The sequence below is a fragment of the Paucibacter hankyongi genome (assembly GCF_037482915.1).
Lineage (GTDB): Bacteria > Pseudomonadota > Gammaproteobacteria > Burkholderiales > Burkholderiaceae_C > Paucibacter_A > Paucibacter_A hankyongi.
Genome location: NZ_JBBHJX010000007.1, coordinates 203,081 through 224,877 on the forward strand (window position 1 = coordinate 203,081; position 21,797 = coordinate 224,877).

The following is a 21,797-nucleotide window of genomic DNA, read 5'->3' on the forward strand; positions in this document are numbered from 1 at the left end:
TTGCCGAGAGCTGGGCTCCCTTTGATTTTTAGGAGAAGTCCGTGAGTCGATTCCAAGTTCGCAAAGTCGCCGTGCTCGGCGCTGGCGTGATGGGTGCGCAGATCGCTGCGCATCTGGTCAACGTCAAAGTGCCGGTGGTGCTGTTTGACCTGCCCGCCAAAGAAGGCGCCAAGAACGGCATCGTCAGCAAGGCCATCGACGGCCTGAAGAAGCTCAAGCCCGCGCCGCTGGGTGATGTGGCCGATGCCGCGCTGATTCAGCAAGCCAATTACGAGGAACACCTCGAACTGCTGAAGGACTGCGACCTGATCATCGAGGCGATCGCCGAGCGCATGGACTGGAAGCTCGATCTGTACACCAAGATCGCTCCCTTCATTGCCCCGCACGCCATCGTCGCCTCCAACACCTCGGGCCTGAGCATCACCAAGCTCTCTGAAGTGCTGCCGGAATCCATCAAGCCGCGTTTCTGCGGCATCCATTTCTTCAACCCACCGCGTTATATGTACCTGGTGGAGTTGATCAACACCCCGACCACGCGTCCGGAAGTGATCGACCAGCTGGAAGGCTTCGTCACCACCGCCGTGGGCAAGGGTGTGGTGCGCGCCAATGACACGCCTAACTTCGTGGCCAACCGGGTCGGCATCGCCGGCATGATGGCGACCATGATCGAGGCTGAGAAGTTTGGCCTCTCCGTCGATCTGGTCGATGACCTGACCGGCAAGAAGCTGGGTCGCGCTTCCAGCGGCACCTTCCGCACTGCGGACGTGGTCGGTCTGGACACCATGGCTCACGTGGTCAAGACCATGCAGGACAACCTGAAGGACGACCCCTTTTACAGCACCTATGCCACGCCCAAGGTCTTGGCCGGTTTGATCGAGAAGGGCGCCCTGGGTCAAAAGACCGGCGGCGGCTTCTACAAGAAGGTCGGCAAGGACATCATGCGCCTGGACTTCGCCACCGGCGAGTACGTCGCTGGCGGCAAGAAGGCCGACGAGATCGTGGCCCGTATGCTCAAAAAACCGGCCGCTGATCGCATCAAGCTGCTGCGTGAATCGAGCAACCCGCAGGCCCAGTTCCTCTGGTCCATCCTGCGCGACAGCTTCCACTATGTGGCCGTGCATCTGGCCAGCGTGGCCGACACCGCCCGCGAAATCGACTTCGCGATGCGCTGGGGCTTCGGCTCCCAACAAGGCCCCTTCGAGCTGTGGCAAGCCGCCGGCTGGAAGCAAGTGGCTGAGTGGGTGGCTGCCGACATCGCCGAAGGCAAGACCTTGTCGAGCGCGCCGCTGCCAGCCTGGGTGTTTGAAGGCCCGGTGGCCGAGAACGGCGGCGTTCACAGCGCCAACGGTTCTTGGAGTGCGGCCGAGGGCAAGTTCAAGGGCCGTGTTGAGTTGCCGGTTTATGGTCGTCAAGCCTTCCCGGAGCGTCTGGTCGGCGAAGGCGCGGTCGAGCCTCTGAAGGCCGGCACCGAGCTGTTCAAGAACGAGGAAGTGCGCGTTTGGACGCTGGACAACGAGGTGGTCATCGCCTCCATCACCGCCAAGCTGCACCTGATCAGCCCGACCGTGACCGAAGGCCTACTCAAGGCCGTCGAGATCGCTGAAGCAGGCTACAAGGGCCTGGTGATCTGGAGCCCGGACGATGTCTTCTCGGCCGGCGCCAATCTGGAAGCGCTGATGCCGGTCTTCATGAAGTCGGGTGCCAAGGGCATCGCGCCGGAAGAGAAGAAGCTGCAAGACATGATGCTGCGCGTGCGTTACGCCCAGGTGCCGGTGGTGGCTGCCATGCGTGGTCTGGCCCTGGGTGGTGGCGCCGAGCTGGCCGTGCATTGCGCACGCCGTGTTGCGCACATGGAAAGTTATGTCGGCCTGGTGGAAGTGGGCGTCGGCCTGATCCCCGGCGGCGGCGGCCTGACCTATATCGCCCGCCGCGCGGCCGAGATGGCTGCCGCTGGCAACTCCGGCGTCGACCTGTTCGCCTTCCTGAAGGACGGTTTCACCACCGCGGCCACGGCCAAGGTGGCGACCTCGGCCCTGGAAGCCAAGAAGAACGGCTTCTTGCTGGACAGCGATGTGATCGTGCCCAACAAGGACGAGTTGCTGCACGTGGCCAGTGCCCAGGTCAAGGGTCTGTTCGAGTCGGGCTACCGTCCGCCGCTGAAGGCCCTGTTCCCGGTCGCTGGCCGCTCGGGCATCGCCACCATCAAGGGTCAGCTGGCCAATATGCGTGACGGTGGCTTCATCAGCCAGCACGACTTCTATCTGGCCAGCCTGATCGGCGATGTGGTGTGCGGCGGCGAGGTTGAGGCGGGCTCGCTGGTCAGCGAGGAGTACCTGATGTCGCTGGAACGCAAGCACTTCTGCTCGCTGCTTGAGAACCCAAAAACTCAAGAGCGGATCATGGGCATGCTGCAAACCGGCAAGCCGGTTCGCAACTGAGTCTGAGTTGATCAGAGACTGATGATGACCTCGGCTGCACCCAACAGACTGGTTCGCACGCTGCAACGCCTGGAGGCCTTGCCCGCTGTGCTGCGCCCGGCCGCGCGCAATTTCGCGCTGCGCCGCGCCGTGCCCTTCACTGGCACGGCGGGCCTGGACTTTGTGGCCTTGACGCCGTCTCAGTCGGACATCCGCATTGCCAATCGCCGCCCGGTGCAGAACCACATCCAAGGCGTGCATGCCGCTGCCATGAGCTTGTTGGCCGAAACGGCCACGGGCATGGTGGTGGGCATGAATGTGCGCGATGACTGCCTGCCGCTGTGCAAGTCCATGCGAGTGGATTTCAAGAAGCGCGCCACCGGTGCTCTGCGCGCCGAGGCTCGCCTCAGCGAGGCCCAGCGTCACAGCATGGCGACCGAGCCCAAGGGCGAAGTCACGGTGGCGGTGGTGGTGACGGATGAAGCCGGCGTGAACCCGGTCGAATGTGAATTTGTTTGGGCTTGGATACCCAAGACCCCCAAAAACTGAAAGGTTGAAATCATGGCCAAGCAAGTGCAAGAAGCCTATATCTGCGCCGCCACCCGTCTGCCCATCGGCAAGTCGGGCCGGGGCTATTACAAGAACACCCGTCCAGACGAAATGCTGGTGCGCGCCATGCAAGCCGCACTGGCTCAGGTGCCAACGCTGGACCCGGCCGCGATTGAAGACGCCATCGTCGGCTGCTCCTTCCCCGAAGGCGAGCAGGGCATGAATATCGCCCGCGTCGGCGCGGTGCTGGCCGGCCTGCCCAATAGTGTGGGCGGCGTGACGGTGAACCGTTACTGCGCTTCCGGCATCACCGCCCTGCAAATGGCGGCCGACCGCATCCGCGTCGGTGAAGCCGAGGTGATGATCGCCGCTGGCGTGGAGTCCATGAGCATGGTGCCCATGGGCGGCAACAAGCCTTCGCTGTCGCCGCTGATTTTTGAGCGTGACGAGAACATCGGCATCGCCTACGGCATGGGCCTGACCGCCGAGAAGGTGGCTCAGCAGTGGAAGATCAGCCGCGAAGCACAAGACGAGTTCGCGCTGCAATCGCATCTGCGCGCCCTGGCTGCCATGGAAGCCGGCCACTTCGCCGCCGAAATCACGCCGTTTGAACTGATCGAGCGTCTGCCGAATTTGGCCGATGGTTCAGTGATCGAAAAACGCCGCACCGTCAGCCTGGACGAAGGCGCTCGGAAGGACACCTCGCTGGAAGGCCTGGGCAAGCTGCGTCCGGTGTTCGCCGCCAAGGGCAGCGTCACCGCCGGCAACAGTTCGCAAACTTCGGACGGCGCTGGCGCCCTGATCGTGGCCTCGGAAGCCGCCGTCAAGCGTTTTGGTCTGACCCCGCTGGCCCGCTTCGTGAGCTTCGCCGTGCGCGGCGTGCCGCCCGAAATCATGGGTATCGGCCCGATCGAAGCCATCCCCGCCGCCTTGAAGCTGGCCGGTATTTCGGCCGCCGATCTGGACTGGGTGGAACTGAACGAAGCCTTCGCTGCGCAGTCGCTGGCCGTCTTGAACGACCTGGACAGCAAGGGCATCTCGCTGGACCGCGCCAAGGTCAACCCGAACGGCGGCGCGATCGCCCTCGGTCACCCGCTGGGTGCAACCGGCGCTATCCGTGCGGCATCGGTCATCCATGGTCTGCGTCGCACCGGCGGCAAGTACGGCATGGTGACCATGTGCGTTGGCGCTGGCCAGGGTGCTGCAGGCATTCTCGAGCGCGTCTGAGATGCAGAGCGAGAGACGCCGGCTGTTGCGAGCGACGCCTGCGCTGTTGGCGTCTCCCGCGCTCTTGCTCACCGGCTGCGCCGGTGATCTGAAGACCTTCAAGTCTTGGAAACAGGCGCGCCAGGCGGTCTTTGACCTGCTGTTCGGCAGCCCGAAGCTGATGCAAAGCCCCTGGTCACTGGCGCAACTGCTTCAGCATCTGGCGCAGAGCATCGAGTACTCGGTGCAAGGCTATCCCGAGCTGAAGCCGGCTTGGTTTCGCGCTACGGCGGGCAACGCGGCCTGGGCATTTTTCAATGCCCGCGGCAGCATGTCGCACAGCTTGGATGAGCCGATTCCAGGGGCGCCCGCTTTGGACGCCGAGCTCAGCTTGAAGCTGGCCGTGCAGCGCATGCTTGATGCCATGGACGCCTTTGCGGCGCACAAGGGCGAGTACGCGCCGCACTTTGCCTATGGGCCCTTGAGTCGTGAAGACTATGAACGTGCCCACCTGATGCATCTGGCCAACCACTGGCAGCAACTCGGCAACAAAGGCTGATCTGGCCGCAGGCCTTGAAAGGCAGGGCCCCGTGATCCGGGACAATGCCGCCCAACAGGAGATTCACCCATGAGCATCAAGACCGCGATTCACAACGGTGTGGCGACGATTGAAATCGCCCGCCCCGAGAAGAAGAACGCGCTGACCCGCGAGATGTACCAGACCATGGCCGATGCCTTGGTCGCCGCCAACAGCGCCAAGTCGGTGCGGGCGGTGTTGATCCAGGGCCAGCCCGAGATCTTCACCTCCGGCAACGACATCGAAGACTTCATGAGCAGCCCGCCGCGCGATGAAGACGCGCCGGTGTTCCAGTTCATGCGCGCCCTGGTCGGCTGCGAGAAGCCGGTAGTGGCGGCCGTGACTGGCGCGGCCATTGGCATCGGCACCACGCTGCTTTTCCATTGCGACTTTGTCTTCGTGTCGGATGAATCCCGCCTGGCCATGCCTTTTGTGGGCCTGGGCTTGGTGCCAGAGTTCGCCTCCAGCCTGGTGGTGCCGCGCCTGATGGGCCACGTCAAGGCGGCAGAGAAACTGCTCTTGGGCGACCCTTTCACCGGCGCCGAAGCGGCCGAATGCGGTATTGCCAACCGGGTCTTGCCGGCGGCTGAAGTGCAGGCCCATGCGCGCCGCGTGGCCGAGCGCTTCAATGCGCTGGCGCCTAGCGCTGTGCGTGAAAGCAAGCGCCTGATGCGCCGCCACAGCGCCGACGAGGTGATGCAAACCATCAAGGTCGAAGCCGAAATCTTCGGCGCCCGCCTGCGCTCGCCGGAGGCGATGGAAGCCTTCCAGGCCTTCTTCCAAAAGCGCCAGCCGGACTTCAGTCAGTTCGAGTGAAGCTGCTTCTGGCCAAGGCCGCGCTGGCGCCGCTGCTGCTGATGCAAGGGCGCCAAGTGCGCCGCAAGGCGCTGCGACTGCCCGAGGCGGCAGGCCCTCGCCAAGGCGAGGTGGGCGATGGCGAGTTGATGCTGCGTCTGCTGATCCTGGGTGATTCTTCGGGCGCCGGTGTTGGCGCCAGCCACCAAGATGAAGCCTTGGCAGGGCGCCTGAGTCGCGCCTTGGCGCGTCGCTTGGGCGGCCGGGTGCGCTGGCAATTGGTGGCCCGAACCGGGCACAACAGTGCCGAGGCTTTGCGTCATCTGCAATCCAGCGATTTGCAGGCCGCTGATGTGTTGGTGACAGCCTTGGGCGTCAACGATGTGGTCGGCCAAGTCGGATCTCAATCCTGGCTGCAAACCTTGCAGGCCATTGACGCGCATGCGCGGCAGGTGGCTGGGGTGCGCTACACCTTGCACAGCGCCATACCGCCGATGCATGCCTTTCCGCTCTTGCCACAGCCTTTGCGCTGGTGGATGGGGACGCAGGCGATGCGTTTGAATCAGCGCCTAGGGTTGGCGCTGGCCGGCACCGCAGAGCGCGGTGTCCAAGCCATGCCCGATGAACTTCATGGCGCCAAGAACCGCGAGGCGGTGCAGGCCTTGATGGCCCCCGATGGTTTTCACCCCGGGCCGGCCGGCTATCGGCTCTGGGCCGAGAGCCTGAGCGAGCGCATCGCGCTTGAAGCCTTCAAGGACGCTTGATCAGCGCTCTTGAACTGATCAGGCCGACAGGCCGATGTGCCGCGGTTTGCCCGAATGGTCGATGGCCACAAAGGTCAGTTCCGCCTCGGTGACCTTGACCACTTCGGGGTTGGCGGGGTTGCGCTCGGCCACCACCTCGACGCGCACGGTGATGGAGGTGCGGCCAACGCGGGTCACTTGCGAGTAGAAGGACAGCAGGTCGCCAATCGACACCGGCTGCTTGAACAAAAACTCCTTCACGGCCACCGTTGCGACGCGGCCCTTCGACAGACGCGCCGGCAAGATCGAGCCGGCAATGTCCACCTGCGCCATGATCCAGCCGCCGAACACATCGCCGTTGTGATTGGCATCGGCCGGCATCGGCATGACGCGCAGCACCAGTTCGCGCGGCATGATGGGCGCGGTGTTGGGCGTAGAAGCCTGCGTGGCGGATGGGTTTGGCGGGGTGGCGGTGTCTGACATAAGGCTTCCTGAGAGAATTGCCCTCCATTCTCGGCGACAGACCTTCAATTACAAAGCCATTCACCCCAGCCCATGCGACCCAGCAGCTCAGCGCCCTCACGCCATTCCCCCGCCGATTCATCGAGTGCCTCGACGACCACAGCGGCCCCGGCGCGTTCCGATTGGGCCACCGTTCGCAAGCTCTTGCCCTATCTGTGGCAGTACCGTTGGCGGGTGGGGCTGGCTTTGGGCTTCATGCTCTGCGCCAAGCTCAGCAATGTGGGTGTGCCGTTGTTGCTGAAGTCCTTGGTGGACAGCCTGTCGATCAAACCCGGTTCGCCGGCCAGCGTGGCCGTGGTGCCGCTGGGATTGTTGGTGGCCTATGGTGCCTTGCGCCTGATGACCTCTTTGTTCACCGAGTTGCGCGAGCTGATCTTCGCCAAGGCCACCGAGGGCACGGCGCGCAGCATCTCGCTGCAGGTGTTTCGCCATCTGCATGCGCTGAGCCTGCGCTTCCACCTAGAGCGCCAAACCGGCGGCATGACGCGCGATATCGAGCGCGGCACGCGCGCGGTGCATTCGCTGATCTCCTATTCGCTCTACAGCATCGTGCCGACGCTGATCGAGGTGACCTTGGTGCTGAGCCTCCTGGCTATCAAGTTCGATGCCTGGTTTGCTTGGATCACGCTGGCCGCATTGGCGCTCTACATCACCTTCACCGTCACGGTGACCGAGTGGCGCACCAAGTTCCGCAAGCAGTTGAATGAGTTGGATTCGGTGGCGCACAGCCGAGCGATCGACTCGCTGCTGAACTTTGAGACGGTCAAGTACTTCAACAATGAGGACTTTGAATCCAGTCGCTACGACACCAGCCTGGAGAAGCTGCGCCGCGCGCAGCTGAAAGCGCAGTCGACGCTGTCGCTGCTCAACACCGGCCAGCAGTTGATCATTGCCACCGCATTGGTGCTGATGTTGTGGCGCGCCACCGAGGGGGTGGTCTCGGGGCAGATGAGTTTGGGCGATCTGGTGATGGTCAATGCCTTCATGATCCAGCTCTACATTCCCTTGAACTTCCTCGGTGTGATCTACCGAGAGATCAAGCAAAGCCTGACCGACTTGGACAAAATGTTCACGCTCTTGGAGCGCGAGCGCGAGGTGGCCGATACGGTCGGCGCGGGCGCCTTGCAGGTCAGCGGTGCCGCCGTGCGTTTTGACAACGTCAGCTTTGCCTACGACAAGGCGCGGCCGATTCTGCATGGCGTTAGCTTTGACATCCCTGCAGGCAAAAAGGTGGCGGTGGTGGGCCCCAGCGGCTCGGGCAAAAGCACTTTGGCCAGGCTGCTCTATCGCTTCTATGACATCGATGGCGGCAGCATCAGCATCGACGGTCAGGAGCTGCGCAGCGTGACGCAGAACAGCCTGCGGCGCGCCATCGGCATCGTGCCGCAGGACACGGTGCTGTTCAATGACACCATTGCCTACAACATCGCTTACGGCCGCCCCGGCGCCAGCCAAGAAGAAGTCGAGGCCGCCGCGCGCTCGGCCCATATTCATGGCTTTATTGCCGCCATGCCCAAGGGTTACGAGACCATGGTCGGCGAGCGTGGGCTCAAGCTCAGTGGTGGCGAGAAGCAGCGCGTGGCGATTGCCCGCACGTTGTTGAAAAACCCGCCCGTGCTGATCTTCGATGAAGCCACCTCGGCGCTGGATTCCAGCAATGAGCGCGCCATTCAGTCCGAGCTGGAATCGGCGGCGCAAAACAAGACGGTGCTGGTGATCGCACACCGTTTGTCGACCGTGGTCGATGCGCACGAGATCTTGGTGCTGGAGGCTGGCCGGATCGTCGAGCGCGGCCACCATGAGCAACTGATGGCGCTGCAAGGCACCTACGCCAGGATGTGGCGCTTGCAGCAAAGCGGGGCAGAGTCGGCGCATTGACGCCCTGCAATGAGCCCAGCGGCGCGGCTACACTGACGGCGTGGAAACCAAATGGCTTGAAGATTTCGTCAGCTTGGCCGAGACGCGCAGCTTTTCGCGCTCCGCCCAACTGAGGCATGTGACCCAACCTGCGTTCTCGCGCCGCATCCAGGCGCTTGAGGCTTGGGCGGGGGTGGATCTGGTGGACAGATCGTCCTACCCGACGCGCTTGACCGGTGCGGGTGAAACCTTGCTGGGGCAGGCGGTCGAGATCCTCGGCAATTTGCAGGCGACGCGCAATATGCTGCGCAGCCATCAGTCGGCCGGGCAGGACATGATCGAGTTCGCCGTGCCGCATTCGCTGGCCTTCAGCTTTTTCCCGCATTGGTTGATGGGCTTGCGCCAGCGTTTTGGGGCGCTCAAATGCCGGCTCAATGCGCTCAATGTGCATGACGCCATGTCTCAGCTCAGCGAAGGCAATTGCGACCTGCTGATCGTCTACCACCACGCCAGCCAGCCGCTGCAACTCGACCCTGAGCGTTACCAGATGGCCTCGCTCGGCCAGGAGACCTTGGCCGCCTATGCCAAGGCCGACAGCCGCGGTGAGCCCATGTTCCGCTTACCCGGCCATCCGGGCCAGAAGCTGCCCTTTCTCAGCTATGCCTCCGGGGCCTACCTGGGGCGCTTGGTCGAGTTGGTGGTGAAGGCCTCGGCCGTACCCTTGAATCTAGACGCCATTTACGAAACCGATATGGCTGAAGGGCTGAAGGCCATGGCCTTGGAAGGGCACGGCCTGACCTTCTTGCCAGCCAGCTCGGTGGCCGTTGAACTGGCGGCGCGCCGCTTGGTGCGGGCCGCGCCCGAGGGCCAGTTCGAGCTGAACATGGAGTTGCGCATTTACCGGGAGCGGCCCGAACTGTCGCGGCGCAACAAGCCCGCCTCGCTGGCCCTGTGGAACTTCCTGACCGCCGCATAAGCGGATCGGATTCGTAGAAACACGTATTCGCCGCGCCACTCCGGCGTGGTCTGCTCTACCCTCAGTATTTTCAGTACTTGCCACCTTTGAATTTGGAGCGTTTATGACCAAGAAAACACTGCTTGCCCTTGCACTGGCTGCCGCTACCGGCCTGGTCCATGCCGAAGATACGCTGAAGAAAATCAAAGACAGTGGCAGCGTCACCATGGGCGTGCGTGAGTCCTCCGGCGCCCTGTCTTACACCTTGGGTGATGGCAAGTTCGTTGGTTACCACGTCGAGATCTGCGAGAAGGTGCTGCAAGACGTGCGCAAGCAGCTGGGCATGAGCTCGATGAGCGTCAAGTACCAGCCGGTGACTTCGCAAAACCGCATTCCGCTGGTGCAAAACGGCACGGTCGACATCGAGTGCGGCTCCACCACCAACAACGCCACCCGTCAAAAAGACGTGGCTTTCGCGGTCACCACATTTGTTGAAGAAGTCCGCATCTTGGTGAAGGCCAATTCGGGTATTACTGGCATCAATCAGCTGAACGGAAAGAACGTGGCCACCACCACCGGCACGACCTCGGTGCAGACACTGCGCAAGCATGAGCGCGCCACCGGCGTGGACTTCAAGGAAGTGTTTGGCAAGGACCACGCCGACAGCTTCTTGCTGCTGGAATCGGGCCGTGCCGACGCCTTTGTGATGGACGGCGCCATTCTGTCCGGTCTGGCGGCCAAGGCCAAGAACCCTGCGGATTTCAAAATCGTTGGCGAAGTGCTGGCGGTCGAGCCGATTGCCATCATGATCCGCAAGGACGACCCCGCCTTCAAGAAGGCCGTGGATGACAGCATCATGGCTCAGATGAAGTCTGGCGAAATCGCCAAGACCTGGAGCAAGTGGTTCGAACAGCCGATCCCGCCGACCAACACCAAGGTGGGCATGCCGGCCAACGAAAACACCAAAAAGGCCTGGGCCAGCCCGAACGACAAGCCGGCCGAAGACTACGCCAAGAAGTGATGCGCTGAGCGCAACACCGAATCAGCAGGCCGCCCAGCAAGTGTTCGGGCGGCCTTGTAGTTTTTTGAAGGAGAAGTGCCTTGTCTAATTGGGATTGGCAGGTGTTCTGTAAAGACACCATTGACCAGGAGGTGGTACCGCGCTGCTTTGGCAGCGGTGGCTCCATCACCTATCTGGACTGGATGATGTCCGCCTGGGGCTGGACCCTGTCGGTCTCGGGCTTGGCCTTGATCGTCGCCATGTTCTTTGGCGTGCTGATCGGTATCGCGCGCACCACGCCGAGCAAATGGTTGGTCTTGTTGGGCGACAGTTGGACCGAGTTGTTTCGCAATATTCCGGTCCTGGTCCAGGTGTTTCTTTGGTACTTTGTGGTGCCGGAGTTGGTGCCCGTGATGAAGCAAGTGCCGAGCTTCTTGCTGGTGGTGTTGGGCCTGGGTTTCTTCACCTCGGCGCGTATTTCTGAGCAGGTCAAGGCTGGCATTCAAAGCCTGCCCAAGGGCCAGACCTATGCCGGTCTGGCCATGGGCTTCACCTTGCCGCAAACCTATCGCTATGTGCTGCTGCCGGTGGCGCTGCGCATCGTGATTCCGCCACTGACCAGCGAGGCCATGGGCATCGTCAAGAATTCGGCGGTGGCTTTTGCGGTCTCAGTGCCCGAACTGATCATGTTTGCGCGCCAGGCGCAGGAAGAAACCTCCAAAGGCATTGAGATTTATCTGGCGGTGACCGCGCTGTACTTCATCTCCTCGATTGCGATTTTCGCCGTGGCCCGATTCATTGAACTACGCGCTCGCGTGCCAGGCATGGTGGGGAGCAGCCAATCATGAATCTCGACTTCGCCTTCCTTAACTGGGGCATCGTCAGCAGCTATGTGCTGAAGGGGCTTTACTTCTCGGTTCAGCTGACCCTCATCGCCATGATCGGCGGCATTGCGCTGGGCACCGTGCTGGCCTTGATGCGCTTGTCCGGCAAATCTTGGCTGGCGCTGCCGGCGGCCGCCTACATCAACACCATGCGCAGCATTCCGCTGGTGATGGTGATTCTGTGGTTCTTCCTGCTGATCCCCTTTGTCATCGGACGGCCCTTGGGCGCAGAGATCTCGGCCATTTTGACCTTCACGCTGTTCGAGGCGGCCTATTACGCCGAGATCATGCGCGCCGGTATCCAAAGCGTACCCAAGGGGCAGACCCATGCGGGTTACGCCATGGGCATGAGCTATGGCCAGACCATGCAGTTGGTGATCTTGCCGCAGGCCTTCCGCAATATGTTGCCGGTGCTGCTGACCCAAACCATCATCTTGTTCCAAGACACCTCCTTGGTCTATGCGATTGGCGCTTACGACTTGTTGAAGGGTTTTGAAACTGCGGGTCGCAACTTCAACCGCCCGGTGGAGACCTATTTGGTGGCCACGGCCATTTACTTCCTGATCTGCTTCAGCATGTCCATGCTGGTGCGCCGACTGCAAAAGAAGATTGCCATCATCCGCTGATGCTGGACTGGAGTTTCAAATGATCGATATCAAAAACGTTTCCAAGTGGTACGGCCAATTCCAGGTGCTGACCGATTGCACCACCAGCATCCAAAAAGGCGAGGTGGTGGTGGTGTGCGGCCCTTCGGGTTCGGGCAAGTCCACGCTGATCAAGACCGTGAACGCGCTGGAGCCTTTCCAAAAAGGCGACATCATCGTTGACGGCATTTCGCTGGCCGACCCCAAGACCAATCTGCCCAAGCTGCGTTCGCGCGTCGGCATGGTGTTCCAGCATTTCGAGTTGTTCCCGCACCTGAGCGTGACCGAGAACCTGACCATCGCGCAGATCAAGGTGCTGGGTCGCACGCCCGATGAAGCCAAGGTGCGGGGCCTTAAGATGCTGGACCGCGTGGGACTGTCGGCGCACAAAGACAAATTCCCGGGCCAGCTATCCGGCGGCCAGCAGCAACGCGTGGCGATTGCGCGCGCACTGTCCATGGACCCGATCGTGATGCTGTTTGACGAGCCGACCTCGGCGCTGGACCCCGAGATGGTGGGCGAAGTGTTGGACGTGATGGTCAAACTGGCCGAAGAAGGCATGACCATGATGTGCGTGACGCACGAAATGGGCTTTGCCAAGCGCGTCAGCCATCGTGTCATCTTCATGGATGCGGGCAAGATCGTTGAGGACTGCAAGCGCGAGGACTTCTTCGGCAAGCCCGACGAGCGCAGCCCGCGCGCCAAGGACTTCCTGGCGAAGATCTTGCAGCACTGATGGTTTGACAAGGCACTGAGCGCCTCTTTTGGGGCGACTCCTCAACTTGAATGGCCCGCCTAGGCATCTCGTCTTGCGGGCCATTTTCAATTGCGGCTGGTCCTGCTGTTTCTGCAGTTGGTCGGCTGCCGCTGGGTGGCGAGGGTCTGTGCCCTTAGGCTGTCGTACATTCCGATTTGAATGTGTGCCATGTCTTGTATTGCTCGTCCTTTTGTTGTTCCCGCTTCCCGCTTGCTTTGGCTCCCGGTCATGCTGCTGGCCTGCACTCTGGCCTCGGCCGCTGAGCCTAGCGATGAGGAATTGCCGCCGGCCAAGATCATTCCCCGCAATGCCCCACTGCTGGAGTTGCACCAGGTTCAGGCGCAAGGCGAATCGACCTTGCCACGCGAACGCAAGACCTTGGCACAGATCTTCAAGGCTCAAGCGCTGTTTCAAAAGCATCAAAGCTTGGCGCCAAAGGCGGAGCTGAAGTTCCGCGTCTTTGCGCGCCAGTACGCCTCGGACCTGGAGCGGGCCGATTTGGCCTTGGTGGGCGGGCAAGGACGGACCCCCATTGCCCTGGACGAACAACACCAATTTGTGGCCAACCCGGCCTGGCGCAAGCTCGATCAAGACAGCGTGGTACGCAGTCGCCTGGCCGAAGGTCGCGTCACCTGGCGCCCCGATATTCGCAGCCCCGGTGTGCCCGAGGGTGAGCGCCGCCTGGGCGACTTGCGCTTGCAATGCCGCATCGCCTTTGCCAGTGGCTTGGCTCGTACGGATTCGTCCTGGCAGCGCTTCTTGCAGTCGGTGTTTCGGCCTGGCTATGAGCAATGTGAAGAAAAGGACTGGAGTCCCAGCAACTTCGCGGATGCTCCGATTTTTTCGGCCACGCTGATCGATGGCGAGCGCCGCATGCGTTTGAACCATCGCATGCTGCACGGCCTGTTTGACGATCGCGGCCAGGACTATGACTGGGGTTTTTTGCTGCGCGACCGTATGTTCCGTCTGCCCATGGGCGACAACTCCTGGTCGGATGAGACCCGCGTGGTGTTTGAAACCATGGACTCGCCGGCCCAGATGCCGGTGAAGGAGTTGCAGGCCTCCAAGCATCGCTTCGCCGAGGCAGCCAAGTCCTGGAAGATTGGTGAAACCCATGTGGATCAAGTAACCGCCGCCTTGGGCAAGGGACGCCGAGTCAAGTTTGATCATGGCCATCAGATTTTGCGTTACTGGCAAGCGGCTCCAAAAGAGAAAGCGAGCAAGGACGCAGCCAAAAAAGACAGTTCAGAGTCAGTGGCCATGCCTTCCTTGTCGACCTTGATGGCGGCGAGGTCCGCCATCAGCGCCATGCCCTCCGAAGCCGAAATGAGCCAGAAGTCCGAGCAAGATCTGCGTGCCGAGGTCGAGAAAATCAGCGCCTCACTTCCTCCCTCGGTAGCGGCCGCAGCCTCCGCAACTGCAGCCGCTGCGGCCAAGACCGCAGTTGATGCGCCTGCTGCGCCAGAACGCGGGACCGAGTTGGTTTTGCTGTTCAATGAGCAAGGTCTGCTGCAAAGGCTGGGTTTCACTGAGCGGCGTTGAGCTGGACTGAGCTAAACCACCGTAGGGTGGTGATCAGGACTCTTGGGGACAGGAGCGGAATTTCGCCCCCGGCGGCGCTTGGCACCCGCCGATTGGCGAAGGTCACCAAGGTAACGATGTTTGTCCAGCGCTCGCAAAAGCAGACTGCAAAAAAACGTCGGATTGGAAGTTGCGCTGAGAGATTTGGGACAATCCCCCCATGGCCCAAACATCCACCCCCTCCGTGGCTGCGCAGCAGCTGAGCATCACCCGTCCTGACGACTGGCATTTGCATGTGCGCGATGGCGCGGCCATGCAAAGCGTCGTGCCTTACACGGCGCGTCAGTTCGGCCGAGCCATCATCATGCCGAACTTGCGTCCGCCGGTGACGACGGCCGAGCAAGCCGCCGCCTACCGTGAGCGAATTCTGGCGGCCGTGCCTGAAGGCTCGAACTTCCAGCCCTTGATGACGCTGTATCTGACCGACCTGACCCCGGTGGACGAGATCAAACGCGCCAAGGATGCAGGCGTGGTGGCCCTCAAGCTTTATCCGGCCGGCGCCACCACCAACAGCGATGCCGGCGTGACCGACATCCGCAAGACCTACAAGGTGCTGGAAGCGATGCAGCGCGAAGGCCTGCTCTTCCTGGTGCACGGCGAAGTCACCGATCCCGAGATCGATGTGTTCGACCGTGAAGCCGTTTTCATCGACCGGGTCATGCAGCCACTGCGCCGTGATATGCCGGAGCTGAAGGTGGTGTTCGAGCACATCACCACCAAAGAGGCGGCGGACTATGTGTCAACAGCCGACGCCTACACCGCTGCGACCCTGACACCGCAACACCTGCTTTACAACCGCAACGCCATCTTCACCGGCGGCCTGCGCCCGCATTACTACTGCCTGCCGGTGCTCAAGCGCGAGGTCCATCGCCAAGCCTTGTTGAAGGCCGCCACCTCAGGCAGCAACAAGTTCTTCCTCGGCACCGACAGCGCGCCGCATGCCTCGCAGATGAAAGAAAACTCGGTCTGCGGCGCCGGCTGCTTCACCGCGGCCTCGGCCCTGGAGTTGTATGCCGAAGCCTTCGAGGCGATGGGCGCCTTGGACAAGTTGGAGGCCTTTGCCAGCTTCAATGGCGCCGACTTTTACGGCCTGCCGCGCAACACCGACCGCGTCACGCTGGCCAAACAAGACTGGACGCTGGCCAGTGCCGTGCCCTTCGGCGATGCGCAACTGAAGCCGCTGCGCGGCGGCGAAACCCTGGGCTGGAAACTGCTCTGAACCCGGCGCTGTTGCAGATCGATTGGTCGGCGCCCTGGATGGCGCCGTACCGCCAGCAGGGTCAGGTCTTGAGCGCCGATCTGGCTGCCGGGGCCACGGTGGCAGAGGCCCTCAATAGGGCCTTGCAGCGGCGACCGCAGGCTTCGTCCATCGTCCTGCCGCAGGGCCCATTGCGCTTCGTGCCGCAGGCCGCCTTGCCGGAAGGCGAGGCCTACGAAGTGTTCATCCATCGCACTGCCTCGGTGCCGACGCGCGACAACGTGCACGACTTGCTGAATGGCTTGATGTGGCTGCATTGGCCGATCTTGAAGGCGGGGCTGAACGCGGGCCATAGGGTGGCCATCGAGCGCATGGGCGGTGTCGTGGGCCCCTTGCGAGGACCGCTGCGCGATGCCTTGACGGTGGTGGACGAAAACGCCGCTCTGCTCTGGGCGCCACCGCCGCTTTGCGAAGCCTTGGCGCGGCGCGATTGGCAAGCCTTGTTCGGCGCTCTGCGGCCCTTGTGGGCGCAGGCCCGGTTGCGCTTGGTTGGGCATGCCTTGATGGAAAAGCTGCAACAGCCGCGCAAGCCGATTTGCGCCCATGTCTTGATCCAGCCGATGCTGGCGCCCGACAGCCCGGTGCCGGATGCGGCGCTCGACCTGGACTGGCTCGAGAGCAAGCCCTTTCTGCCGCTGCCGGTGCTGGGCGTGCCCGGTTGGTGGCCGGCCAACGAAAGCCCCGAGTTCTATGCGGACCGCCAGGTATTTCGCCCGCTGCCCGCGCCGCAAACCAGCTAGCATCGGCGCAGCAGTTCGCCTCGGTCGGCGAGCGCTGCACTCCGGCATACTCGCCGCTCATTTTTTGATGGGACCTCGCTTGCTGATCCACATTAGCCCCAAGGGCAGGGCGCTGCGCGCAGCGGCATGGTTGTTGGTAACGCTGAGTTTGAGCGTCGGCTGCGGCTGGGCCGCGGCGCAATCGCGCCCAGGTCCGAACGCCAATCCGAGCCCGACGCCGGCCCTCGCGATGCCTGCGGTGGCCCCTGCCGCCTCGGCGCCGCCCGCCGCGGTGTCGGCCAGCGCACGCAGGCTTTACGACAGCACGCGCTCGCAATTGCTGCAGATCCGCACGCTGCTGAAGACGCAGGACAGCCAGGCCTCGGTCGGCTCCGGTTTTTTGGTCAGCGAAGACGGGCATGTGCTGACCAACTACCACGTCATCAGCCAGTTCGCCTTGGAGCCGGACCGCTACCGCCTGCGTTTCGCCACCACTGAGGGGCAGGAGGGGCAACTCGAGTTGCTCGACTTTGATGTGCGGCGCGATTTGGCGCTCTTGCGCGCCACGCCGGGGGCGCTCAAGGCGCGCGGTGCGCTGGGCTTCAGGCCGGCCTCGCAGCCCTTGTCCAAGGGCGACCGCATCTATTCGATGGGCAATCCGCATGACGTCGCCTTTGCGGTGGTGGAGGGCAATTTCAATGGCTTGGTCGAGCGCAGTTTCGATCCGCTGATCTACTACTCGGGCAGCATCAACTCTGGTATGAGCGGTGGCCCGGTGGTCGATGAAGAAGGGCGCGTCGTCGGCGTCAATGTCTCGGCGATGTTCTTTGCCCAGCAAATGAGTTTTCTGGTGCCGGGCTCGTTTGCCCAGGCCTTGTTTGAGCGCAGCCGCAATGCCAAGCCGATGGGCAGCCCGGCCTGGCCGCGTCTGCGCGAGCAGTTGCTGGCTTATCAAGAGGAATTGAGCAGCCGCTTCATTGCCCAGCCCTGGGCCTCGGCGGGACACGCACATTACCTGCTGCCGGTGCCGCAGGAGCAGTTCATGCGCTGCTGGGGTCGCGGCACGCCGGCCGATACCAAGGGCCTGGAGTTCCAGCGCTCGCAGTGCCGCATGGAGCATGCGGTGTTCGTCAGCGGTCAAATCCAGACTGGCTATCTGGACATGTCGCACGAGGCCTATGACGGCGCCAAGCTGGGGCCGATCCGCTTTGCCAAGCAGTATTCGGGCAGTTTTCGCAATGAGCGGTTGGGGCGCGAGGACAAGTTCCGCACCGCGCCGTTTTGCAAGGAGGAGTTTGTCTCCCGCGATGGATTGCCCTTGCGTGCCGTGGTCTGCATGCGCGCCTACCGCAAGCTGGCCGGTCTCCATGACCTGAGCGTCTTGGTGACCACGGTGGATGCGGCCACCGAGGGTGCCCTTGGCCGCTTTGACGCCCGCGGCGTCAGCTTTGACAACGCGCTGAAACTGACCGCGCATTACCTGGAGGGCTTCGCGTGGAACAAGAAGAGCGCCAACAACGCATCGCGGTAATCGAAGTCCTCGGCCGCGATGGCCATCCGCGCCTGGTTCAACGCATCAGCCAATGGCCGGCCCGAATTGGCCGCGCGCCGCGCTGCGAGCTGGTCTTGGATGACGGCCACCTGGCCGCCGAACATGCTTGCCTGCATTGGGATGAACAGGGCGGGCCGCGGCTGGAGATGATGGCCAGCCTGAATGGCGGCTGGCTCGGCGAAGCGCGCTTGCAGCCGGGCCAGCGGGTGGATCTGGGGGATACCGAGTTATTCCAGCTCGGCACCACGCATCTGCGTTGGCGCCGCGACAGCGAAACGATGGCCCCGGAATTGCCGATGCAGCAGCATCAGCTGCGCGCCGCCAAGGTGGCGGCGGCTTGGGTGCCTGGCTTGTTGTTGCTTTGGCTGGGGCTGCTGTGGTTTGACCAATGGTCGGGCCTGAACCCCGGCTCGCCGTGGATCGAGTACAGCGGGGCGGTGCTGCTGCCGCTGATCGTGTTGCTGGCTTGGGCGGCGCTGTGGTCGCTGGTGACGCAGTTGTTCCAACACCGGTTTCCCTTCGTCACGCATTTGCGACGCGCCTTGATCGGCGTGACCGGCCTGCATCTGGTGGCGGTGCTGCTGCCGCTGCTGGCCTATGCCTTCTCGCTGCCCCGTTTGTTGGTGCTGGACGCGCTCGCGTTTCCCTGTGGGGTTGCGGCCTTGCTGTGGTGGCATGCGAGTCTGGTCTGGCCGCGTGCCCGCCACGGGCTGGCGCTGGCCGTCGGGGCCGGCCTGCTGACCTTGCTGGTGTTGACGGTGGCCAGGCGCCAGGAGCAGCAGCATTGGCTGGGCCCGGCCTATCTGAGCAGCTTGCCGCCGCCGTCCTTCCGCCTTGTTGAGCCCAAGCCAACGACGACGCTGATCGATGCTTTGAAACCGCTAGAGGCCGAGTTGGCGCGCCAGGCCAATAAGGACAATGACAGCCCCAGCGTCGACGCGCCGGCCGAGGACTGAGCCAAAAAAACGCGCCCCGGGCCTGAACCCGGGACGCGTTGACGGCTTGGCGCAGCGCTTGCGTCAGGCCGGCAAGAAGCCCTCGATCGACAGATAGCGCTCGCCGGTGTCGTAGTTGAAGCCCAGCACGCGCGAGCCGGCCGGCAGTTCGGCCAGCTTCTTGGCAATGGCCGCCAAGGTGGCGCCGCTGGAGATGCCGACCAGCAAGCCCTCTTGCGCGGCGCTGCGGCGTGCGTATTCGCGCGCTTCCTCGGCCTCGACCTGGATCACGCCGTCCAGCAAATCGGTGTGCAGATTGGCGGGGATGAAGCCGGCGCCAATGCCTTGAATCGGGTGCGGGCTGGGCGCGCCGCCGCTGATCACCGGCGAGGCAGCAGGCTCCACCGCGAACACCTTCAGATTTGGCCAGGCCTTTTTCAGCACCTGGGCGCAACCGGTGATGTGGCCACCGGTGCCCACACCGGTGATCAAGGCGTCCAGGCCGCCCGGGAAGTCGGCCAAGATTTCCTCGGCGGTGCTGCGCACATGGACGGCGATATTGGCTGGATTTTCAAACTGTTGTGGCATCCAGGAGCCGGGGTGCTCGGCCATCAATTCCTGGGCGCGGGCGATGGCGCCCTTCATGCCTTTTTCGCGCGGGGTCAGGTCGAAGCTGGCGCCATAGGCCAGCATCAGGCGGCGGCGCTCGACCGACATGCTGTCCGGCATCACCAGAATCAGCTTGTAGCCCTTGACGGCGGCGACCATGGCCAGGCCGACGCCGGTGTTGCCCGAGGTCGGCTCGATGATGGTGGCACCGGGCTTGAGCAAGCCGCGCGCTTCGGCGTCTTCGACCATCGCCAGTGCGATGCGGTCCTTGATCGACCCCCCCGGGTTGCTACGCTCGGATTTGACCCAGACCTGGGCCTGCGCGCCGAACAGGCGTTGCATGCGGATATGCGGTGTGTTGCCAATGGTGGCGAGAACGTTGTCGGCTTTCATCGGTGGACTCCTTCGGTGAGATAGCGAGAAATGGGTTGGCGTCGGGCTTATCCGTTAGCGGCGCAGCCGTCTTTGCGAACCAGCGTGTACTCGGGATGTTGCTCGGTCATCAAGAGGAAAAGCGCAAACACGGGCCCCGGCATATTGCGGGGGTCGCCGGCGCTTTCCAAGGCCTGCCAGGTGCGCGACTGCAGACCACCGCGGCTGCCGGCTTGCACCGGATAGCCCATCAGTTGGGCCGCTTCGACCTGGCTCAGGCCGGCGGCCATGCGGGCGGCTTTCAGTTCGTCGCCAGTGGGTGTTGCTAAGTCAAGCGTGGTCAGGTGCGGCATGCGGCGAGGCCCGGTGGATGAGGACTGAATGGTAGAGGCAAAGTGGCTCTGTCCGCTGGCGAGTCGCGCTGGGCGATAATGCCGGCTGTGAAGCAAGCCAGACCGCCGCTGGCCCGATCAGGGAAACCTGGGGCTGGAGGAAGGTCCGGACTGCATAGAGCGGCGTAGCAGCTAACGGCTGTCCGGCGTGAGCCGAGGATTAGAGCAACAGAGACGAGTCGATCAAACGTGCGGGGCGCAAGCGCCGCGGGACCGGAAGCGCAGCCTCCGGGGTCGGGTGAAACGGGCAATCTCTACGCGCAGCAACACCAAGTAGGCCAGTATTGATGCGGCTCGCAGAGCTGGCGGGTAGGTGGCACCGAGCCGGGCAGCGATGTCCGGCCAAGAGGAATGGCGGTCACAGGACCGGGCCCGCAAGGGTCAGGTCTTGCACAGAATCCGGCCTATCGGCTTGCTTCACTCTTTATGTTCCGGTCTGGCCCTGCAGCAGCGTTTCGACGGTTTCTTGCACGGCCAAGGCCTCGGCGTAGCCGGGCAGGCCGTGTGGGCGGCCCTCGATCAGCGCCACCCATTGATCCAGTTGCTCGCGCTGACCGCTCAGTCGTAGCTCGGCAGCCGCCGAATCCAGCGGTTTGGGTAGCCCGGCCGCGTCACGGCATTCGATGCGGCCGAACCACTCCTGTAATTCGGTCTGGCCGGCTTCGGCACGCCACAGCATACGGTTCAGGTCGGCCTGCTCGCCGCCCACCCGGCCGCTGATGTGCACCGGCACGCCGGATGCGTCCACGCTCGCCTGTAGGCCGGTCTCGGCTGACACACCGTCCGACGGGTACTCCACCTGGCTGCGCAGCACCGTCGCGCGCCCCAAGACCCGCTGTAGCGCAAAGATGAAATGCGACAGCACCTCGCGGCTGAAGCCGCCTTCGATGCGCTCGCCCAGCCAAGCGCCGGCGGCCGCCTGCCAGGGCCGCGGCCAGGCCGCGAAGGCCAATTCGAGTTCAACCTGTTGCAAGGCGCCAAGCGATTGCTGAGTTGAGCGCTGACCAGGCGCGCCAAATTGTTGCTGCAGCAACGCCAAGCCCTGTGAAGAAGCAAGCGCGAAGTTCACCGCCGCGCGCTGGCCCTGGGCTTCGATGCGGGCGATGCAGGCCCGCGCCGCGGCGAAATCCACCGTCAATGGCTTTTCGCAAAACACCGCCAGGCCGGCATCGAAGGCCAGTTCGGACAAGGCCATATGCGGCGCCGGCGGGGTGGCGATGTAGAGGCTGTGCAAGCCCGGTGTGGCGATCAAGGCTTGCGCACTGTGGGCGGCCCGCAGCTGCGGATAGGCTTGCAGCGTGGCGGCGATGGCGGCCGGGTTGGCATCCCAAACCGACTGGGCCTGCAAGCGGCCGTGAGCGGCCAGCCGGGCCAGCATCCTTTGCCCCATCACGCCAAGGCCAATCACGCCAATATTCAATCGACCGTCATGCATTGTTTGTTCGTCCAGCAAATCCCTTGAAGCCGGCAGTT

At 63.0% G+C, this 21,797-nt stretch carries 21 protein-coding genes and 1 other RNA gene; 18 read left to right on the plus strand and 4 right to left on the minus strand.

All coding sequences use genetic code 11. The features are described from left to right. Positions 1–41 precede the first annotated feature (41 nt). The 6 genes from WG899_RS12875 to WG899_RS12900 all read left to right on the plus strand — a co-directional run bounded on the left by WG899_RS12875 (position 42) and on the right by WG899_RS12900 (position 6,308). Positions 42–2,438, plus strand: a complete 2,397-nt coding sequence (locus tag WG899_RS12875; protein ID WP_339596048.1) for a 3-hydroxyacyl-CoA dehydrogenase/enoyl-CoA hydratase family protein — start codon at positions 42–44, stop codon at positions 2,436–2,438. A 24-nt stretch (positions 2,439–2,462) separates the two neighbouring features. Continuing rightward, a complete protein-coding gene (locus WG899_RS12880; RefSeq protein ID WP_263538340.1) occupies positions 2,463–2,966 on the plus strand; it encodes a DUF4442 domain-containing protein in 504 nt (167 codons plus the stop codon). Between the two features lie 12 nt (positions 2,967–2,978). Further along, complete coding sequence (locus WG899_RS12885) at positions 2,979–4,193, plus strand: acetyl-CoA C-acyltransferase (RefSeq protein WP_263537990.1); 1,215 nt, start codon at positions 2,979–2,981, stop codon at positions 4,191–4,193. Between the two features lies 1 nt (position 4,194). Continuing rightward, positions 4,195–4,731, plus strand: a complete 537-nt coding sequence (locus WG899_RS12890; protein WP_339596049.1) for a DUF1569 domain-containing protein — start codon at positions 4,195–4,197, stop codon at positions 4,729–4,731. A 69-nt stretch (positions 4,732–4,800) separates the two neighbouring features. Then, positions 4,801–5,565 (plus strand): enoyl-CoA hydratase, encoded by a 765-nt coding sequence (locus WG899_RS12895; RefSeq protein ID WP_339596050.1) that lies wholly within the window; start codon positions 4,801–4,803, stop codon positions 5,563–5,565. Beyond that, positions 5,562–6,308: an SGNH/GDSL hydrolase family protein gene (locus WG899_RS12900; protein ID WP_339596051.1), complete on the plus strand. Its 747-nt coding sequence runs from the start codon at positions 5,562–5,564 to the stop codon at positions 6,306–6,308. Before WG899_RS12895 ends, WG899_RS12900 begins: the two co-directional genes overlap by 4 nt. 18 nt (positions 6,309–6,326) lie before the next feature. Here the strand turns inward: WG899_RS12900 and WG899_RS12905 are convergent, their stop codons facing one another. Further along, positions 6,327–6,701 carry an acyl-CoA thioesterase gene (locus tag WG899_RS12905; protein WP_263537986.1) on the minus strand — a complete coding sequence of 125 codons (375 nt, stop codon included), beginning with the start codon at positions 6,699–6,701 and terminating at the stop codon, positions 6,327–6,329. Positions 6,702–6,842: 141 nt separating this feature from the next. On the opposite strand from WG899_RS12905, the gene WG899_RS12910 reads away from it, so the two are divergent. The 11 genes from WG899_RS12910 (at position 6,843) to WG899_RS12960 (ending at position 18,972) form a co-directional block, all read left to right on the plus strand. Further along, entirely contained in the window at positions 6,843–8,687 is a 1,845-nt protein-coding gene (locus WG899_RS12910) for an ABCB family ABC transporter ATP-binding protein/permease (protein WP_339596052.1), read from the plus strand. Between the two features lie 40 nt (positions 8,688–8,727). Further along, positions 8,728–9,642, plus strand: a complete 915-nt coding sequence (locus WG899_RS12915; RefSeq protein ID WP_339596053.1) for a LysR substrate-binding domain-containing protein — start codon at positions 8,728–8,730, stop codon at positions 9,640–9,642. Positions 9,643–9,745: 103 nt separating this feature from the next. Then, positions 9,746–10,642, plus strand: a complete 897-nt coding sequence (locus WG899_RS12920; RefSeq protein ID WP_339596054.1) for an amino acid ABC transporter substrate-binding protein — start codon at positions 9,746–9,748, stop codon at positions 10,640–10,642. An 80-nt stretch (positions 10,643–10,722) separates the two neighbouring features. Further along, complete coding sequence (locus WG899_RS12925) at positions 10,723–11,469, plus strand: amino acid ABC transporter permease (RefSeq protein WP_339596055.1); 747 nt, start codon at positions 10,723–10,725, stop codon at positions 11,467–11,469. Further along, positions 11,466–12,131, plus strand: coding sequence for an amino acid ABC transporter permease (locus tag WG899_RS12930; protein ID WP_339596056.1), 666 nt, complete (start codon positions 11,466–11,468; stop codon positions 12,129–12,131). The genes WG899_RS12925 and WG899_RS12930 overlap by 4 nt, the downstream gene beginning before the upstream one ends. Before the next feature lie 19 nt (positions 12,132–12,150). Continuing rightward, positions 12,151–12,885, plus strand: a complete 735-nt coding sequence (locus tag WG899_RS12935; RefSeq protein ID WP_339596057.1) for an amino acid ABC transporter ATP-binding protein — start codon at positions 12,151–12,153, stop codon at positions 12,883–12,885. 249 nt (positions 12,886–13,134) lie between these two features. After that, positions 13,135–14,448, plus strand: a complete 1,314-nt coding sequence (locus tag WG899_RS12940) for a hypothetical protein (RefSeq protein ID WP_339596058.1) — start codon at positions 13,135–13,137, stop codon at positions 14,446–14,448. A 199-nt stretch (positions 14,449–14,647) separates the two neighbouring features. Further along, a complete protein-coding gene (pyrC, locus tag WG899_RS12945) occupies positions 14,648–15,706 on the plus strand; it encodes a dihydroorotase (protein ID WP_339596059.1) in 1,059 nt (352 codons plus the stop codon). 11 nt (positions 15,707–15,717) lie between these two features. Next, positions 15,718–16,485 (plus strand): DUF3025 domain-containing protein, encoded by a 768-nt coding sequence (locus WG899_RS12950; RefSeq protein WP_339596060.1) that lies wholly within the window; start codon positions 15,718–15,720, stop codon positions 16,483–16,485. Between the two features lie 79 nt (positions 16,486–16,564). Continuing rightward, on the plus strand, positions 16,565–17,995 hold the full coding sequence (locus WG899_RS12955; RefSeq protein WP_339596061.1) for a S1 family peptidase: 1,431 nt from the start codon (positions 16,565–16,567) through the stop codon (positions 17,993–17,995). After that, entirely contained in the window at positions 17,959–18,972 is a 1,014-nt protein-coding gene (locus WG899_RS12960) for an FHA domain-containing protein (RefSeq protein ID WP_339596062.1), read from the plus strand. Before WG899_RS12955 ends, WG899_RS12960 begins: the two co-directional genes overlap by 37 nt. A gap of 63 nt (positions 18,973–19,035) precedes the next feature. Here WG899_RS12960 and cysK read toward each other — a convergent pair whose 3' ends face one another. Continuing rightward, on the minus strand, positions 19,036–19,953 hold the full coding sequence (gene cysK, locus WG899_RS12965; protein ID WP_339596063.1) for a cysteine synthase A: 918 nt from the start codon (positions 19,951–19,953) through the stop codon (positions 19,036–19,038). A gap of 47 nt (positions 19,954–20,000) precedes the next feature. Beyond that, positions 20,001–20,285: a helix-turn-helix domain-containing protein gene (locus WG899_RS12970; protein WP_339596064.1), complete on the minus strand. Its 285-nt coding sequence runs from the start codon at positions 20,283–20,285 to the stop codon at positions 20,001–20,003. An 89-nt stretch (positions 20,286–20,374) separates the two neighbouring features. Here WG899_RS12970 and rnpB point away from each other — a divergent pair. After that, positions 20,375–20,747, plus strand: an RNA gene (rnpB, locus tag WG899_RS12975) — RNase P RNA component class A. A 1-nt stretch (position 20,748) separates the two neighbouring features. On the opposite strand, the gene WG899_RS12980 is transcribed toward rnpB, so the two are convergent. After that, the gene (locus WG899_RS12980; protein WP_339596065.1) at positions 20,749–21,759 is read right to left on the minus strand and encodes a Gfo/Idh/MocA family protein; all 1,011 of its coding nucleotides are present in this window, start codon (positions 21,757–21,759) and stop codon (positions 20,749–20,751) included. Between the last annotated feature and the right edge of the window lie 38 nt (positions 21,760–21,797).

Coding starts and splice junctions, on each gene's coding strand:
- WG899_RS12880 (WP_263538340.1), top strand. CDS start 2,463: ATGACCTCGGCTGCACCCAACAGACTGGTTCGCACGCTGCAACGCCTG.
- WG899_RS12910 (WP_339596052.1), top strand. CDS start 6,843: ATGCGACCCAGCAGCTCAGCGCCCTCACGCCATTCCCCCGCCGATTCA.
- WG899_RS12885 (WP_263537990.1), top strand. CDS start 2,979: ATGGCCAAGCAAGTGCAAGAAGCCTATATCTGCGCCGCCACCCGTCTG.
- WG899_RS12895 (WP_339596050.1), top strand. CDS start 4,801: ATGAGCATCAAGACCGCGATTCACAACGGTGTGGCGACGATTGAAATC.
- WG899_RS12905 (WP_263537986.1), bottom strand. CDS start 6,701: ATGCCGCGCGAACTGGTGCTGCGCGTCATGCCGATGCCGGCCGATGCC.
- WG899_RS12930 (WP_339596056.1), top strand. CDS start 11,466: ATGAATCTCGACTTCGCCTTCCTTAACTGGGGCATCGTCAGCAGCTAT.
- WG899_RS12970 (WP_339596064.1), bottom strand. CDS start 20,285: ATGCCGCACCTGACCACGCTTGACTTAGCAACACCCACTGGCGACGAA.
- WG899_RS12980 (WP_339596065.1), bottom strand. CDS start 21,759: ATGCATGACGGTCGATTGAATATTGGCGTGATTGGCCTTGGCGTGATG.
- WG899_RS12920 (WP_339596054.1), top strand. CDS start 9,746: ATGACCAAGAAAACACTGCTTGCCCTTGCACTGGCTGCCGCTACCGGC.
- pyrC (WP_339596059.1), top strand. CDS start 14,648: ATGGCCCAAACATCCACCCCCTCCGTGGCTGCGCAGCAGCTGAGCATC.
- cysK (WP_339596063.1), bottom strand. CDS start 19,953: ATGAAAGCCGACAACGTTCTCGCCACCATTGGCAACACACCGCATATC.
- WG899_RS12940 (WP_339596058.1), top strand. CDS start 13,135: ATGCTGCTGGCCTGCACTCTGGCCTCGGCCGCTGAGCCTAGCGATGAG.
- WG899_RS12890 (WP_339596049.1), top strand. CDS start 4,195: ATGCAGAGCGAGAGACGCCGGCTGTTGCGAGCGACGCCTGCGCTGTTG.
- WG899_RS12935 (WP_339596057.1), top strand. CDS start 12,151: ATGATCGATATCAAAAACGTTTCCAAGTGGTACGGCCAATTCCAGGTG.